We start from the raw sequence: 16,414 nt of genomic DNA, 5'->3' as shown, positions 1-16,414 counted from the left end.
CCGGCAGTCTGGCATGCAATCGACTGCGCTCGCATCTGGCCCATGCTCTTAGCTGGTCTCCTCGGCGTGCCGGTCTGGCACCTGGCTCTTAAGCCTACTTGGACGCAGACGACTTTCGCCTGTGCATGGGCATCCTGTTGCTGGTTTTCTCGGGTTCTATGCTGCTCGGTCGAGTCCAGACGCGCCTGGTTGGGGCGGTCGCACGGCCGACAGCGCGTTCGGCTTTACCGGGGGTGTCCTAGGGCTTGGCCCATTAGCGAGATTCCCAAAAGCCGCGGTCTGTGATCCTCGTGATGGGGAGGCGCGGATGGCGACGGAGTTCTGGCTGAGCGAGCGGCAATGGAAGCGTCTGGTGCCTCTGTTGCCGCGCAAGTCCCGGGGCGTGCCACGTGTTGATGACCGCAGGGTGATCAGCGGCGTCGTGCACGTGCTGAAGTCCGGTGGTCGCTGAGCTGATGCACCTGCGATCTACGGGCCACGCAAGACCCTCTACAACCGGTTCGTCCGCTGGGTATTACCGGGATATGGCAGCGCGTGTTTCAGACGCTCGCGACAGCAGGCGGTCCTCCTGTCGAGCTTCTCCTCGATAGCACCTACATCAAGGCGCACCGCCGCGCCGCCGGAGGAAAAGGGGGCGCCAGATCCAGGCCATCGGCGTCAGCCGCGGCGGCCGCACGACCAAGATCTATGCCCTGACCGACGGCCTCGGGCGCCTGGTCGCCTTCTGCCTTACCCCAGGCTATGTCGCCGACTGCCGGGCAGCCGAGGGCCTGTTGCAGGGACTGCCGCACAGCGCCTTGGTCATGGCTGACCGCGCTTACGACACCAACGTCATCCGCCCGCAGATCGACATGATCGTCAACTTTTCGTCATCGCTAATGCAAGTTAATATCTAAGTTAACACGAGTTCAATAACTTCCAGCGGGAGGCTTGCGAGACGGTGAGCCAGAACCACTCGACACGTGCTATAACGTTTCGGTATCAAACCTAAAGTACTTAGATGCATCCCGTATTGGGGCTGGCTGTCATGAACCACTTTTCCGAACTATCCCTGCCAACGAACGTCTGTGGGGCTTGCGTAGATGGGATCAAACCGCCGTTCCCCTTCACCATGGCGTTTCAACCTGTCGTAGATCTCGAACATCAGCGCATCTACGCTTACGAGGCGCTGGTCCGGGGGCTTAACGGGGAGTCCGCCTTCTCTGTCCTCAGCCAGGTCACGACCGATAACCGCTATGCCTTCGATCAATCCTGCCGAATGAAGGCTATCGAGCTGGCAGGCCGGCTCGGGTTGATGAAGACGGACGCCTCGTTGTCCATTAACTTCTTACCCGGCGCCATGTATCGGCCAGAGAACTGCGTCCGGGCGACGCTGGCGGCTGCGAAACGGCATCGCGTGCCTCTCAAGCGCCTCATCTTCGAGCTCACAGAAAACGAAGAGATTACCGATTACGAGCATCTGGAGAGCATTTTCCGGGTGTACCGCTCGAACAGCTTCCGGACGGCACTAGACGACTTCGGAAGCGGCTTCTCCGGGCTTGCCCTACTGGCCCGCTTCCAGCCAGACGTGGTCAAGATTGACATGTCTCTGATACGCGGCCTCGATAGTCATGCTAGAAAGCATGCCGTCGTAAGCGGCATCGTGGGAATCTGTCGGACTCTTGGAACAAAAGTCGTCGCCGAAGGCGTGGAGACGCAGGCTGAACTCGCAGCACTCCGTGTGATCGGCGTTAACCTCTTCCAGGGATACTTATTTGCCAAGCCGGGGTTCGAGGCACTTCCGAAAGTAGATTTATAGATCTGTCTTGTCACCAGCTGAGATCCACAAGCCGTGACTGCCACTGCGCAACAAATGAAGCCACTTGACAATGAATGCACAGGCGCTTTGATTTATGTCGGTCTCGTCCACAATAACGGTAGTGTAGCACGACTACAGAGAGGGTTCGTGACTGAATAGTCTTTCGAATGACGCTGAGTAGTGATGCAAGTAGCCTCAGAATTGAGACTCTTCTTCATGATTGAATCAAGGCTCTTGGGCATCTGGTCGATGCCTATCAGGTTGATCAATTCATCGCGGCGCTTGGAGCCTTACGCGAGAAGATGAACGATCCGATCCCATCGCTGCTCGATCCGGTCCCGCGCCTTGGCATCGCTCCGCACCCGAATTGGTGGGTATACGATCCGACAGTGCATGGGAGCGTCCTCGCACTACGCCACCCTCGTTTTGGATGGTTGGGGTTCTTGTTCTCTTCCAACACCGCAAAGGAAATGGCTACAGCGCTGATGCGAGATGTCTAACTGCAGCTCGTCCAGGCTAGGGTCCGGACCCTCTAGTCGGATCCCAACTGCCGAGGTCTGTGGTTCGCTTCCTGCGTTGGGGGGAAAGCCAGGGATGGTGACTGAGTTCTGGCTCAGCGACCGGCAATGGAAGCAACTGGCGCCTCTGTTGCCGCGCGAGTCGCGCGGCGTGCCGCGGGTGGATGACCGCAGGGTGATCAGCGGCATCGTGCACGTGCTGAAGTCCGGTGGTCGCTGGGCTGATGCACCTGCGATCTACGGGCTACGCAAGACCCTCTACAACCGGTTCGTCCGCTCGGGTGCCGCCGGGATATGGCAGTGCTTGTTCGAGACGCTCACGACAGCAGGCGGTCCTCCTGCCGAGCTTCTCCTCGATAGCACCTACATCAAGGCGCATCGCTGCGCCGCAGGAGGAAAAGGGGGCGCCAGATCCAGGCCATCGGCGTCAGCCGCGGCGGCCGCACGACCAAGATCCTTGCCCTGACCCACGGCCTCGGGCGTCTGGTCGCCTTCTGCCTTACCGCAGGCCATGTCGCTGACTGCCGGGCGGCCGAGGGCCTGCTGCATGGACTGCCGCACAACGCTCTGGTCATGGCGGATCGCGCCTACGACACCAACGCCATCCGCCAGAAGATCGAACAGCAGGGTGCCGTCCCGAACATCCCGCCCAGGCGCACCCGGATCTGGAAAAGCTGCTTCAGCCGCGTGCTCGACCTTCGACGCCCTATACTTTCCTGGTCTGCTCACGCCGAGCTTCCGAGGCGGAGCTATTGCGTGACCGCGGGCAAAGGTCTGTCCCGAAGACCTCCGTTGGCAGTACAACTCATAGAGCAAGGCATTTCCAAACCTCCAGCGATCCGAGGGCCCGGTCCGAGTGACGCTGCACCTGCGATCTCGTGAGTTTGGCCGCAAAATCTTACGGCCATCATCTCATCTCGTGTACGGTTTCCAATCGGCCGACAACTAAAGTCAGCTCGGGTCGATTAGGCCATAAGCGTAGCAGGTGTTGTGTCATCTAATTGATCGCGCAAGCTGTTGCGCCCTATAGGAGTAGAATGCGATGGCAAGAATTGCCTCTGCCAGAACGAGCACGTCAGTAGCAAGCCGCCGCAAGCCCGGGCGGCCCAAGGGGTCGACCAACAAGATCTTCACGGGTTCTAGGGAGCCTGCCGCTGAGGCCACGACGATGAAGCGCAAGCCGGGCCGCCCGAAGGGGTCGACGAACAAAGTGGCGGCCCAGTCGAAGCCATCATCACGGTCATCACAGCGGACGCCTAGGGCCACCGTAGCAAAGGCTGCAAAGCCGGTGCGTCGTGCGGCACCCGCCGTGCGCGCAGATGCGGTGCCGAAGGTGAGCAAGGATGAGCTACGCGCTCAGGTGCAGAAGCTGACGGCCTCCGTCGCAACACTGCGTGCGAAGCTGCGGGAGGCAACCAAGGCGGCAAAGCTTGCCGTGGCCCGGAGTGCCGATCTGGAGGAGCAGGTGGCGCAGCATGAGCGGAATGCAGGGCGGGAGCAAAGCAAGGTAAGGAAAATCACGCGTGCCAAAGGCACCAGAGGCAAAACGACCCGTCATGGCTCCGGCGACGCGGTTTCTCCGAGCGGTGCGGTCGAGGGATCGTTTCCGGTTGACGACGAGGCGGAGGCGGCGTGAGAGGATTCCAAGCATCATCTCGGCGTCGATAAGAGCTGGATCCCGCCCGACCTGGTCGCCCCTTTTGATGAAGAGCGGCTGGGTCGGAGCCCGGCGCTACGAGAGCGTCGGTAGCGTCCGCGGACGCTCGTGACAACCACCTGCATCGTGGCGGCTGACCAGAATCGCCTGCAACGCTTCCTCCTGATTCAGGGTCAGCTGACCGTCACGGGCAAGTTCCAGGCTGGCAGCGAACGTACTCGCCACAGCGGACCGGGCCCGAAAGCCGCCCACCTCCTCGACCTTCAGGTCCGGCAGGAAGGCCACCAGCGCGCTGCCATCCGGCAGGACCGCCAGACGCTCGCGGATGCGGGCGATCGACACCGGCACCGGCCACAGGGTGTGCGGCGGCAGCCGATAGGCCTCTGCCAGCTGGTCCGGCAGCGCCAGGGCTACCAGACAGGCCCGCATCAGCTCTGCAAGATCCCCGCCCTCGCCGGGGACACCCGCAACCCCCTGCTCCGACCTGCCTCTCGCCCAGACCTGTAGACCAAGCTGCTGCCGGCGCTCGAGCCAGTCGGCGGCGGCCTGGATGTGGCGCCGGCTGAGCAGCTGCCGCCGCAACTCGTCCGCCTCGCGGATGGCGGCCTGCGCCTCCGGCGTGCTGGTCGGCAGGATCAGCCGCGCGCGCAGCTGGGTCAGCGTTGCCGCCATCACCAGCCAGTCCGCCCAGCGCGACAGCGACGAGGCTGCCTGTCGGACACTGCCCTGCTGCAGCGCCTGCTCCAATGCAGCGGCAAAGGCCTCGACTAGCGCCACGATCGACAACCGCGACAAGTCGAGACGGTGTGTCCGCACCAGCTCGAGCAACCAGTCGAGCGGCCCCTCGAAACCGTCCACCGACAGCACCGGCGCCTCGCTCTCCCGCCGGAGTGCACACGGCGCCTGCTCCCACTCGGCTTCGTCGGGCTGACCATCCTCCACTGCCAGTGGCTCCACGAAGTCGGTCATGCCGCCTGGTCGTAGAGCGACCGGGTCTTGAAGCGCAGCCGCGGCCAATTGTGCGCCATCACCGACAGCGCCCGCCACGGCGTCCAGTCCGCCGACCAGAAGCCGAGCCGCCACGTCGCCTCGGCCGCCTCCTGGTCACGCGGCTCCCCGAGCACAACGACATGCCGCAGCGCCTGGGTGGTGCCCCAGTGCTGCCAGAGCCAGGCCAGCGCCCGCGGGTGGTCAGGCCCAAGTGCCAGAATGCTGCCGGGCACCGGCTGCAGCGCATACAGATCGAACAGGCAAGCCCGGCTGCGCCCGACCTGCGCCACCGCCAGTCCATGCCGCCGTTCCGACGCCTCACGCAGCTGTTGCGCCAGGATACGGGCTCCCTGGGCGCTCAGATTGCGGGACGTTGCTCCCATCAGCCGGTGGAACCAGTCCTCTTGCAGCTGCTCGAAGTCGATCTGCCACGGGATCATCCCGGCGCCGGCTGCCCCCGTGCGGAAGCGCCTCAGCTCCTCCACCGGCCCGCTGATCGTCAGCCGATGCTGCAGCCAGTCGGTGTCGGGCAGACAGGGCGCTCCTGCCGGCTCTGCGATCTCCGGCGCGGCAGGATCGGCTGCAACTGAGTTGGTCACGACGCCGGCTTCTTCGGGCGCAGCCGACGCAGGCTGCGCCGGACAAGGATGCGGCGCAGCGCGTCGGTGCCGAGGCGCTGGTGCTCGAGGTTGCTCCAGCGATCGATCTTGCGGAACACCGGCCCAAACCGGGTCTCCGAGCTGCGCAGCCAGTCCTCCAGCACCCGCGCCGGACACAGCCGGCGTTCCGCCGCACGCGGCAGCGTCACCGCCTGCGTCGCTCCGTCCACCGCCACGATCTGCAGGGTGACGCCCTGGTGGCCGAACTCGATGTGCTCGACATCGAGCCCGACCAGCGCGCCGCGACCAAGCCCGGCGGCGGCCAGCAGCAGCAACGCACGATCGCGCAGTCCGGCGAGATCACCGGGACAGGCGCCGGCCATGCGGGTCAGCTGCGCCGCACTCGGCGCTGGCCGACGTCGCGGCCGTGCTTCCCTACGGGCCTCCCGCAGCACCGCCCGCACGACCGGATCCCGCGCCGGAGCCTGCAACCCGCACCTGCGGTGCTGGTTGACGATCGCCGCCAGCCGTCGCGCCAGCGCCCCCAGGCCAAGTCGCGCCGCCTGGTCCTGCAGGTAAGCCGCCAGCGTGGCCGCATCGGCCGGCAGTGCCGTCTGGTTGCCGTTCCGGCACCAGAGCGCGAATGCGGCCCAGTCGGTGGCATAGAGCCGCCGGGTCTCCGGCTTCAGCACCGTGGGCGCCAGATCGTCGAGCACGGCGACGCGCAAAATGTGCTGCCCGTTCTGCGGTCCGGCCGTCGCTGCCGTCATATCCGCCCTCCCCCGCGCTTGCTTCTATCCAACGGCAGGATTCTGCAGCTTCCAGGCAATTAGGGCAAGGCAGTCTAAGGCGCGGTAAAGGGCCTTAGCTTTACGTATGCCCGATAACTGCGCTTGTCGGGCATACAGTCAAACAGCTAGTCTGGAGTCACAAATCTTCGTCAATCGCCGGATGCCCGGCCTACGGAAGCGCCCTGTCCGATGCCCGAGACCATCACCCTCCCGCCGGTGCAGCTCGAGACCAGGACCAGGCGGCCGCCGCTGCATAAGGTGATGCTGGTCAATGACGACTTCACGCCGCGCGAGTTCGTAGTCCTAGTGCTCAAGGCGGTGTTCCGCATGGATGAGGGACAGGCGAGCAAGGTGATGATGACAGCGCATCAGCGCGGCGCCTGCGTGGTGGCGGTCTTCACCCGGGATGTGGCGGAGGAGAAAGCGACGCTAGCCACCGACCTGGCCCGCAAGCGGGAATTTCCATTGTTGTTCACCACCGAGCCGGAGGAATAGGGCCGGGAGCGCCTCCCGATGCTCGATGACGTCTCGCTTCCCCCGCTGCCTGTGCGGCCGCCGCAACCGGCGCCGGTCGGACACCCGCCGGCGCTGATCCAGGCCTGGTTCGACCATATCGTCGACGCCGTGGTGCCCCAGGCTGACGGCAGCCTGCCCACCGCCCGGCGCGCCGCCGATGCCTACGCCCGTCGCGCCAAGGCCGACAACACCCGGCGTGCCTATCGGGCCGGGGTGCGGGCCTGGTGCGACTGGTGCGACCGCCACACCCTGCCCTGCCTACCGGGACGTGCCGCCGACGTGGTGGCCTTCCTGGCGGCCGAGCGCGGGCGCGGCCTCAGCGTCAACACCATCGACCTGCGACGGGCCGCGATCCGCTACCTGCACTACGTGGCTGGACTGCCGGTGCCGACGGCGGAGGCGCAGGTCACCGAGACCCTGGCCGGCATCCATCGCGAGGCCGCGGACCTTGGCCAGCTGCCGGTGCAGAAGCTCGCCGCTACTGCGTCGATCCTGCGCGAGATCTTGGTCCTGATCCCGGATGACCTGGCCGGGCTGCGTGACCGGGCGCTGATCCTGGTGGGCTTTGCAGGGGCGCTGCGGCGATCGGAACTGGCGGCGATCCGGGTCGAGCACTGCGTGGCGCGTGAGCGCGGCATCAGCCTGACCCTGCCGCGCTCCAAAGGCGAGCGCGCCGGCAAGGCGGTGCCGGTGGCGCTGCCCTATGGCACCACCAGCCTGTGCCCGGTGAGAGCGCTGCGGCGTTGGCAGGACGCCGCCGGGATCAGCGAAGGAGCGCTGTTCCGCAGGCTGTATCTGCCGCCGACCCGGCGCGAGGGTGGGGCCGGGGTCCGTCCGGGTCTTGTCGTGGGCATCGAGGCGTTGGACCCGGGGTCGATCGCACGCATCCTCAAGCTGCGCGCTGCCGCTGCGGGCTTTGATCCGGATCTGGTCTCGGGCCACAGCCTCAAGCGCGGCGCGCTGAGCACCGGGATGGAGCGCGGCGTGCATCCGACCCGGCTCAAGCAGCTCGGGCGGCACCGAAGCTACGCCGTGCTCGATACCTATCTCGAGCTGGGAGATCCGTTCGAGGGGCATCCCTTGAACGGGGTCTTCTGAACGAACGTCAAAGCTAAAGACAATCCAAAAGCTGTGTTAGCCACTTCTCATTTAGGACGACCCCTGCGTCTAGCAGGCTTCTGAAGAGCCTCGCAACTGACGCTTGATCGTGATTTGCTGTGAATGCGCAGCGGAGAGGGTCGATGCGCGGATCGGATGGTCAGTCGGGAGCATTGTTCAGCTATGTAGGCTGCGAGGCTCGGGTGCCGGCCGGCCATCCTCTACGGTTGATCCGTGCGGTGGTAAACGAGGCGCTGGACGCACTTTGCGGCGACTCTGATCGCCTTTATGCCCGGATCGGCCGACCTGGCATTGCGCCCGAGAAGCTGCAGCGGGCATTATTGGTGCAGGCGTTCTACTCGATCCGGTCGAACCGGCAATTAATGAAGCAGCTCGACTACAACCTGCTATTCCGCTGGTTGGTCGACCTGTCGATGGATGCACCGGTTTGGAATGCAACGACGTTCAGCAAGAACCGCGAGCGTCTGTTGTATGGCGACGTGGCCCAACGCCTGCTTACCGCCGTCGTAGCCCAGCCGCAGATGGCGCCCCTGATGTCGAACGAGCACTTCTCGGTGAATGGCATCCTGATCCAGGCGTGGGCCAGCCACAAGTCGTTCCAGCCCAAGCCCGACGACGATCATGGCGACACGCCCCTGGTCTCACCGCTCCGCCGCCAGGGCGTAATGCCGAGCAGGACTGGCGCGGGCAGAAGCGGAGCAACGAGACGCATCGCGACACGACCGATCCAGATGCCAGGCTCGGCCGCAAGTCAGACGGGCAATCCAGCATCCTGGCCCATGCCGGGCATATTCTCATGGAGAACCGCAGCGGCCTGGTAGCGCAGGTCTGCCTGACGCAGGCGAGCGGCACGGCTGAACGGGGTGCGGCGTTGGTACTGGTGGATCGGCTAGCGCACCGGCAGCAGATCACGCTCGGTGCAGACAAGGGCCACGACGTGTTGAGCTTCGTCTTTGCGTTGCGCAAGTGCCGGATCACGGCGCACATCGCAACAGACCGCCAGATCAGCAAGCTGAGTGTATTACGGCGATCAGGGGTGGATCACCGCACCCAGCGACACCCAGTCGTGTTAACAGCTGGCACCCAGCGCACGGAACCCGCCGCAGAAACACCAAGACGCTCCGCAGCCTGACGGCGGGACACGCCTGCCGATGCCGCGGAAATCAGCCGAGAACAAAGGTCGGTGGACAGTGGCTTCACCATGCATGCTAACCCGCTGCCCAGCCTGCATGGTGAAACACAGTGCGGCCGCGTGGGGAACCCCTAACGATATTGGACGGCTTCCGCTCTTACTTATGCGAACACGGCCAAGCGAACTGAAGTAGATGCGTGGTAAACCGCACTGGGGCTACTCAAGGATCTTTCCGACGCTTGGTCCTGGCCTTAGAGGCGCTCGCCATCAGAAAATCGTCGTCGGCACAAGGTCAAGGTATCAAGCGTGACAAGATCCTTATCTACCATTACCCGTAGATACTCGCTTAGGTGCATTCGGCATAACCGGCGCAACAACATGAGATTAGACACTGTCTAATTTGCGCTCTCTAACTGTCGGTATAGACATAGGATCCAGCCTCATGCCACGAAACAGCAGCCGAGCCGGGAGTGTCTTATGGGAAAGATCGTTCTAGTCTCTTCGCCAAAGGGCGGCAGTGGCAAGTCTGTTCTCGCGCGACATCTTCTTGTCAGCGCTCGACAGGCTGATATTGAGGCCATTGGAATCGATTTCGATAGTCAATGCACCTTCGATAAATGGAGTAGGCGTAGAGACATCACCCGCCAGATGTTTCCAGACTTTGTGAAGGCTCCGGTAGAGCAAGCCCGCTTGCAAGACTGGCGTGCAGGATTACGCGTAGCAAAGGCATCGCCGTTCGCTGTCATAGATACTCCTCCCAGCGTCGAAGATCATTTAGCGGCTGTCTCACAGCTCGCCGAGGCGGCCGATATCATCGTCGTCCCGGCCGTTTGTACACAAGACGATATCGATAGCGTCGCCCCCTGGGTGGAGGCGCTGAAGAAACGGCAGCAGAAACTAGTCATCGTTTTGAACCGAGCGAATCGTCGTACGACATCTTTCGCTCGCATGAGGGGTCGCTTAGTCAAGATAGCCGACGTCTGTCCGGTCGAGATCCCGCAGCTTGAAGATGTACACGTACCGAGTAGTAAAGGCCTTACTCTCCTAGATTACACGAAAAGCCGAGGACAAGAGCCATTTGAAGAGGTGTGGGCTTATATCCGGCGGCAGGTGAGAATATGACTGTTAAACAAACCCGACCTAAGAAATCGCTGAAGCAGTTCTTGGCCTCTGATGAAGACATGGGGCTCATCGATGTAAGATCGAACGATCTTGCTCAGCAGATAGTTGTTGACCCTGCTGTTCTGGAGGCCCTTCGAGAGATCTTTGCTGGTACAGAAGTCATAGAAGACCAGGTAAAGATTAAGCGAATCTTGGATGTTCGTGCGGAGATCCAGCGTAATTGGTCTGATGCGAGAGATGCCTTCTTGAATATTGGACGCGCACTACTCTCATTAGAATCAACGTTGTCCAAGAGCGAGTTTCAAAGGCTTCGGTCCAGTAACGACCGTCTGTTTCCATTCTCTGATGCCACCGCAACACAGTTTAGACAGATCGCGCGCGCCGTGGACAGTGGTCGAATTCCGTATGAGGCCTGCCCTGGAAGCTACGGTACGGCGTACCAAATCACGCTACTTGATGATGATCAATTGACCATCGCTCGGGACAGGGGGCTCCTCAGGTCAGACGTCACCAGACGAGAGATCAGCCTTTTGAGGAGCGAGACGAAAGGGTCCGTCTTCTCGACCGGACGACTGGATAAGTCGCAGTTGCAGGACGAACGACGGCGCTTGAACAAGCGCGAGCAACAACTTCTCTCCGAACTGGATACCCTGCGCCGAAGGGTGGCCGAGTTGGAGAGGCTGCTAGATCCAAGCCACTCTGATTAGCTGTAATAGGTTAACTATTCTGTCCGTGTTTGACAGGAATATGGTTCCCTTTGTGCAAAGACTGAGCCGGCCTTGCAGACGACGTCTGCGCCGGCTCTCAGAGCGGTGTTCAAAATTGCGGTTCTTGGCGTTCCTGTTCATCCCGCTCGCTGCTGTTACCTGCCCCCCCCGTCCTCAGTTCGGGCGAGGGTCTCGACCCAATAGCGGGATTCTCAACAGCCGCGGCCTGTGAATCGCTCCTCGTGAGGGGGAGGCGCGGATGGTGACGGAGTTCTGGCTGAGCGAGCGGCAATGGAAGCGTCTGGCGCCGCTGCTGCTGCGCAAGTCGCGCGACGTCCCGCGTGTAGATGACCGCAGGGTGATCAGCGGCATCGTGCACGTGCTGAAGTCAGGCGGGCGATGGGTCGATGCACCCTCGGTCTACGGGCCGCGCAAGACCCTCTACAACCGGTTCGTCCGCTGGGTGCCGCCGGGGTATGGCAGCGCCTGTTCGAGACGTTCGTGGCAGCAGGCGGCCCTCCTGCCGAGCTTCTCCTCGACAGCACGCACATCAAGGCGCACCGCTGCGCCGCTGGAGGAAAAGGGGGCGCCAGACCCGGGCTATCGGCATCAGCCGCGGCGGCCGCACCACCAAGATCCATGCCCTGACCGACGGCCTCGGGCGCCTGGTCGCCTTCTGCCTTACCGCAGGCCATGTCGCTGACTGCCGGGCGGCCGAAGGCATGCTGCAGGGACTGCCGCGCAACGCCCTGGTCATGGCGGATTGCGCCTACGATACCAACGCCATCCGTCAGCAGATCGAATAGCAGGGTGCCATCCCGAACATCCCGCCCAGGCGCACCCGGATCTGGAAAAGCTGCTTCAGCCGCGTGCTCTATCGCCGCCGCAACGTCATCGAGCGCATGTTCTGCCGGCTTAAGGACTACCGCAGGATTGCTACCCGATACGACAAACTCGCTACCAACTTCGCCAGCAGCGTCTATCTCGCCGCCGCCATCAGCTTCTGGTTATGAGTCCAGACCCTAGCGCGCCAGGCAACACGACCTGGCTGCCGCACGTGACGCCGGAGGCGCGGAACTCGCCGTTGCCTGGGCCAAGGCGTCGGCGGGCCTCGCCATGATCGCGCACCAGAAGCTGCGGATTGTCAGGCTGCGCGCCAGCTCTACGGCCCCCGCTATAAGCAGTCCTTCCAGCTCATCGACCAGTAAACGCTGCAGCTGGAAGAGCTGACGGCGAGCGCCCGCGAGGATAAACAGGCAGCCGAGATCGCCGTCGTCAAGGCCACCTATGGTGGCACTGGTCAAGCGCAAGCGCCCCGACCGCTATAGCTTCATCGAACACCTACTTCGCCAGCGCGTGGTGATCGATCCCTCAACCGCTTGACCTTTCCGGGAGCAGTCTTGATCCCATTCGTATTCCAGGACGGTGGGTTACTGGTATGAGGAGTATTCACGCCAACTAATCTTGAGGAGAACGCCCGACGACGGTTACGACCAAAAAGACAATCATCCGCTCGCCCATCGCGATCGAGGTCGTACGTCGCATCGACGCGCTAGTCAATATCGAGAAAGGTATCAACGGAAAGAGTGCCGAGGGGCGGCGCACAGTTCGGCAGGACCTGAACAGGTCGCTCGTCGCTGAGCTCCAACTTTATCTGCGCAAGCAACGCCCCACTCTCCTTAGCTCACGACCTTGCAAAGGACATCGACTACATCCTGAAGCGTCTGGCCGCCTTCACCCTGTTCCCGAGCGATGGGCGTGTCTGTCTATTAAACAATGCCGCCGCCGAATGCGCCATACCTGGCATGGCTCTCAGCCGGAAGTCATGGATGTTCTATGGACCCGACCGGGGCGGTCAGCGAGATGCTGCCATGTACAGCCTTGTCCTCACGGGAAAGATGAGCGGCATTGATCCTCAGGCGTGGCTGGCGGACATCCTGGGCTGGATCACCAGCCATCCGGTCCATTGTCTTGACGACTTGTTGCCCTGGAACTGGAAACCCGCGACATCCGCTGCCGCCGTCGCAGCTTGAATGGCGCCGGTCAACAAGGTCCACCAGGTCTATACGATCGGTCGCGTCGCCGAGATGCCCGGTGAGGACGAGGACTGGTTGTGAGACGTCGCCATCGAAATAGACTAGGACGACGGCTACGGTCGGCTCAGGGACGATCGACGCATGGCTCGATTGAAACGAGCACTAGTTTAAAGGCCTGGCTACCGCAGGTTGAATCGTCGAGGCATGAAAGATAGACTGCGACTGCACACACCTGCACACGAGCCTCAACGGGCTCGAGCTGCCTTTGTAACCCACCGCGAGCAGCATCATACAGATCAGGATCCTGCTTGTGAACGACGGCACGTGCGGAGCAGCGCCACCACCGCCAAGAACGGACGAACGTTGGTCAAGCCTGAGCCTATGGTGATGTGTCGAAACCGAAGCCCTCTGTTATCCCTGCTTTAAGCTCGCACCAATGTTACGCCGCGTGGTCGTGGAGGCAGCGGGTTGGGTGGTGTGGACTCCGGCGGGTCCACACACGTTTGATCGAACCTGTATTAGCCTCGTAGTTTAAAGGTGTGGACTCCGGCGGGGCTGAGGTTGTTTAGCTGCTTTCCGCTTGTGCCCACTCACTACCCCAAATCTCAGCGTTACCTTACTTAGGAATTCGTGCCTATAGTCGAGGCAGAGTGGGGCGACTTGATGGCCTTTCAAGCATGAACCTCTCCATGCTTGACGAGTCGTGACGGTGTGGACTTTGGCGGAGCCTTCGGAGTCGGACGTGAAGGCAGTCGGAGTTGTCCACATGACTGCGTGGACTAGGGCGGAGCTAGGTGTGGACTCTGACGGTTCAGAAGAATTTAGAATTCTTTAAGTTCAGGGCGTTGCGCTGTCTATCCCGTGGACTTTGGCGGGACAAACTATTAGTAAACCTATTAGCCTTCACTAGTAGCTCAGACCCGCCAAAGTCCACAGCGACAACTTCTTCAAAACATTCCATATTCAGATCCAGATGCTTAAGAAGCTGTGGCTCGGGGGTTGGTTCAGTGGCGGAGATCCATGATCTGCTAGAAGCACGTGGCCGGCAGCATGTACTCCAGCTCGACATTGATCGGCGGGTGATTGACGCCGCCAGTGGATACCTGAGTGATGAAGATGCCTCCACTGCCTACATTTATTCCGGATGGGCTCAAGCGGCGCTTCCACATAAAAGGCTGCCAGACGATCAGCCATGGCAGGTGCGACACGATCGTGCCAGTTTGCTTGTCGAGCCCGGGAGAAAGACACTCGCCGACGGAAGCCTCAAATGGGTCGGCGTTCCTTACGGGTCACGAGCACGACTGATCCTGCTATATCTGCAGACAGAGGCCTTGAGGACACAATCCCGAGAAATCGAGCTCGGAAAGTCTCTTCGTAGCTGGCTCAAGAAGCTCAACATTTCGGTTGGGGGTAAGTCGGCAGCCGACGTCCGTGAGCAGGCAGAGCGTCTTACACGATGCCGCCTAAGCTTTGAGGTGCAGCAAGCTGGGAGAAGTGCCCTCGTCCAGCAACTCATTGTAGATCAAGCTCTATTTACAGATGAGGACTCTGGCGGGGGACACTTCCTAGAGCGGACAAAGCTATCAGAAGTTTTCTTCGAACAATTAAAGCGCCATCCTGTACCGATAGAAGAAGCAGCTATCAGAGCAATTAACAGGCATTCGATGGCATTAGATATCTATTGCTGGTTGGCCTATCGCTTACATATACTTAAGGCTCCTACTCCCGTTACATGGCGAGCTTTGCATGCCCAGTTTGGAGGCGGCATTAGGCGTCTCGACCATTTCCGAGAAACCTTCGGCGATCAGTTGGCTCTCGCGGCGGCAGTTTATCCAGCTGCTAAGCTTCAAGTGACTGCGCTGGGAGTGACACTCAATCCGTCAGCTCCTCCTGTAGCTAAAAGGACGGTAATTTCGCTCGTCAGATAGGTTACCCGCCGGAGTCCACAGGTGGTCGGATGCATCCAATAGGTGGCGCCACCCAGTCCGTCAGAAAGTGTTGGGGTCCGTAAAATTCGAGAGGCACGAGAATGCTCTGCAAAAGAGTTCAGGTTCAAATCTTGTCCCCGCAACCACTTTCGCCGAACGATTGAACAGAGATGGAACGCCGGCCACTTGGGCCGGCTCTTTTGCGTTCGGACACCCATCACCCGCCATGCATAGAGCGAGCATTGCCGCGATCTCACCGGTGATGTCGACCTCCAGGCCATCACCGTCCACAGCCGGCGTCAGCGTGATGCGCTCGATCAGACCACGTACCACCTCTAGCGCAGCCTGACCGTCCGTCCCGTGCCTCAGCGCCTCGTGCAGGGCCGCGACCCGGTCCCGATACAGGTTGGCTAGATTGGGACGCAGGCGAGGGGCTGACTGTGCTGGCGCGGCTAGTAAGGCAGTCAAGTCGGTCTTACAGGCCTCGAGCTGATCGAGCTGTGCCTTGATGCCACCCCCTCGTAGCCCATCCGCGATAGCGTCGATCAGGCCAGATAACTTGCGCTCGATCTGGGCCAGCTCGCGCTTTTGCTGCGCGCGGCCGGCCAGCATCGGCTTGCAACCGGTTCCACTCGACAGTGAACTCGCTAATGAACAGCGCCACCAAGCTCGGCTCCATCAGCCGGGCGCGCAGCGCATCCAGCACGATGTCCTTGAGCACCTGCCGGCGGATGGTGCGGTGGTTGTCACACACCGCCTGCATTTTGGCGGCGTTGGAGGCCAGGTAGTCCCGGCCGCTGTTGCCGAACACCCCGCCGCAGCTCCCGCAGAACAGCTTGCCGGTCTGAATGTGCTGCGGGCGGGGCTTGGTGCAGAAGTCGGGGCGGTGCGGGTCGTTGGCGCCCGAGGCGTCGCGGATGGCGCCCAGGCGGCCCTGCACCTGCTGCCGGGTCTCCCTGATCAATGATGCGCAGGTCGGGCACGTCGCGCGTGATCCAATCGCCTGGGGGGGTCATGCGCGACACCCGCCTGCCGCTCACCGGGTCGCGGATGAAGCGCATGCGATTCCAGACCAGCCGGCCGATATAGAGCTCGTTGCGCAGGACCCCAGTACCGCGACCGGCATGGCCACGGATCTAGTGTCCTGCCACGCCTTGCCGCCTGGGTCCGGGATGCCCTCGCGGTTCAAAGTCTTGGCGCTGGCAACAGGGCTGGAGCCGGCGACGAACAGGCTGAAGATGCGCTGCTCGACCTGCGCTTGGTCGGGGTCGTCACGATGCCGCCCACCGCTTCTCCAGGGAGCACGGCGAACTCCGAGATCTCCTTCGTTCCCGCCCTCGTCACAACCAGCCCGTCCCCGCCTCCCGCCGCCGCTTCCGGTTCCGGTTCGCAAGAGGCGCCCAAGTTGCGCTCGGGATCATGCAGAACGCGTAATCTTCCAAGTCCTCATGAAGACTAATCGAAATCCTGGCGCTAGAGCTGACAGAACCCTCTAAATGGG

General features: G+C 61.9%; 14 protein-coding genes and 4 pseudogenes. 12 read left to right on the top strand and 6 right to left on the bottom strand.

Annotated features, from left to right (window positions below):
* Positions 1 to 307 precede the first annotated feature (307 nt).
* The 4 genes and pseudogenes from FE263_RS22700 to FE263_RS20385 all read left to right on the top strand — a co-directional run.
* Positions 308 to 851, top strand: a pseudogene (locus FE263_RS22700) (IS5 family transposase); the annotation flags it as partial.
* A gap of 176 nt (positions 852 to 1,027) precedes the next feature.
* Positions 1,028 to 1,798 (top strand): EAL domain-containing protein, encoded by a 771-nt coding sequence (locus FE263_RS20400; RefSeq protein WP_171034255.1) that lies wholly within the window; start codon positions 1,028 to 1,030, stop codon positions 1,796 to 1,798.
* Positions 1,799 to 2,395: 597 nt separating this feature from the next.
* Positions 2,396 to 3,009, top strand: a pseudogene (locus tag FE263_RS22695) (IS5 family transposase); the annotation flags it as partial.
* Positions 3,010 to 3,649: 640 nt separating this feature from the next.
* Positions 3,650 to 3,952 carry a hypothetical protein gene (locus tag FE263_RS20385; RefSeq protein WP_138327888.1) on the top strand — a complete coding sequence of 101 codons (303 nt, stop codon included), beginning with the start codon at positions 3,650 to 3,652 and terminating at the stop codon, positions 3,950 to 3,952.
* A 96-nt stretch (positions 3,953 to 4,048) separates the two neighbouring features.
* Here the strand turns inward: FE263_RS20385 and FE263_RS20380 are convergent, their stop codons facing one another.
* From FE263_RS20380 to FE263_RS20370, 3 genes are read right to left on the bottom strand one after another with little or no spacing between them, the layout of a single operon-like run.
* A complete protein-coding gene (locus FE263_RS20380; protein WP_138327887.1) occupies positions 4,049 to 4,942 on the bottom strand; it encodes a segregation and condensation protein A in 894 nt (297 codons plus the stop codon).
* Positions 4,939 to 5,562 (bottom strand): hypothetical protein, encoded by a 624-nt coding sequence (locus FE263_RS20375; protein WP_138327886.1) that lies wholly within the window; start codon positions 5,560 to 5,562, stop codon positions 4,939 to 4,941. Before FE263_RS20375 ends, FE263_RS20380 begins: the two co-directional genes overlap by 4 nt.
* Entirely contained in the window at positions 5,559 to 6,332 is a 774-nt protein-coding gene (locus FE263_RS20370; protein WP_138327885.1) for a site-specific integrase, read from the bottom strand. Before FE263_RS20370 ends, FE263_RS20375 begins: the two co-directional genes overlap by 4 nt.
* 210 nt (positions 6,333 to 6,542) lie before the next feature.
* Between FE263_RS20370 and clpS the strand changes: the two genes are divergently transcribed.
* The 8 genes and pseudogenes from clpS to FE263_RS20325 all read left to right on the top strand — a co-directional run bounded on the left by clpS (position 6,543) and on the right by FE263_RS20325 (position 14,913).
* A complete protein-coding gene (gene clpS, locus FE263_RS20365; RefSeq protein ID WP_138327884.1) occupies positions 6,543 to 6,848 on the top strand; it encodes an ATP-dependent Clp protease adapter ClpS in 306 nt (101 codons plus the stop codon).
* 18 nt (positions 6,849 to 6,866) lie between these two features.
* Entirely contained in the window at positions 6,867 to 7,967 is a 1,101-nt protein-coding gene (locus FE263_RS20360; RefSeq protein ID WP_138327883.1) for a site-specific integrase, read from the top strand.
* 143 nt (positions 7,968 to 8,110) lie between these two features.
* Positions 8,111 to 9,051, top strand: a pseudogene (locus tag FE263_RS20355) (IS5 family transposase); the annotation flags it as partial.
* Positions 9,052 to 9,597: 546 nt separating this feature from the next.
* The gene (locus tag FE263_RS20345) at positions 9,598 to 10,242 is read left to right on the top strand and encodes a ParA family protein (RefSeq protein ID WP_138327880.1); all 645 of its coding nucleotides are present in this window, start codon (positions 9,598 to 9,600) and stop codon (positions 10,240 to 10,242) included.
* Complete coding sequence (locus tag FE263_RS20340; RefSeq protein ID WP_138327879.1) at positions 10,239 to 10,949, top strand: hypothetical protein; 711 nt, start codon at positions 10,239 to 10,241, stop codon at positions 10,947 to 10,949. The genes FE263_RS20345 and FE263_RS20340 overlap by 4 nt, the downstream gene beginning before the upstream one ends.
* Before the next feature lie 259 nt (positions 10,950 to 11,208).
* A pseudogene (locus tag FE263_RS20335) lies at positions 11,209 to 11,962 on the top strand (IS5 family transposase).
* Between the two features lie 624 nt (positions 11,963 to 12,586).
* Entirely contained in the window at positions 12,587 to 12,982 is a 396-nt protein-coding gene (locus tag FE263_RS22845; protein ID WP_338086751.1) for a transposase domain-containing protein, read from the top strand.
* A 1,010-nt stretch (positions 12,983 to 13,992) separates the two neighbouring features.
* Positions 13,993 to 14,913: a replication protein RepA gene (locus FE263_RS20325; protein ID WP_138327877.1), complete on the top strand. Its 921-nt coding sequence runs from the start codon at positions 13,993 to 13,995 to the stop codon at positions 14,911 to 14,913.
* A 60-nt stretch (positions 14,914 to 14,973) separates the two neighbouring features.
* On the opposite strand, the gene FE263_RS20320 is transcribed toward FE263_RS20325, so the two are convergent.
* The 3 genes from FE263_RS20320 to FE263_RS23005 form a co-directional block, all read right to left on the bottom strand.
* The gene (locus FE263_RS20320) at positions 14,974 to 15,246 is read right to left on the bottom strand and encodes a hypothetical protein (RefSeq protein ID WP_138327876.1); all 273 of its coding nucleotides are present in this window, start codon (positions 15,244 to 15,246) and stop codon (positions 14,974 to 14,976) included.
* 142 nt (positions 15,247 to 15,388) lie between these two features.
* Entirely contained in the window at positions 15,389 to 15,853 is a 465-nt protein-coding gene (locus FE263_RS20315; RefSeq protein WP_171034253.1) for a zinc ribbon domain-containing protein, read from the bottom strand.
* Between the two features lie 96 nt (positions 15,854 to 15,949).
* The gene (locus FE263_RS23005; protein WP_138327874.1) at positions 15,950 to 16,306 is read right to left on the bottom strand and encodes a recombinase family protein; all 357 of its coding nucleotides are present in this window, start codon (positions 16,304 to 16,306) and stop codon (positions 15,950 to 15,952) included.
* Positions 16,307 to 16,414 lie beyond the last annotated feature (108 nt).

It is taken from the genome of Lichenicoccus roseus (assembly GCF_005844085.1).
Classification (GTDB): Bacteria; Pseudomonadota; Alphaproteobacteria; order Acetobacterales; family Acetobacteraceae; genus Lichenicoccus; species Lichenicoccus roseus.
This window is presented reverse-complemented; position numbering and strand designations above follow the sequence as displayed.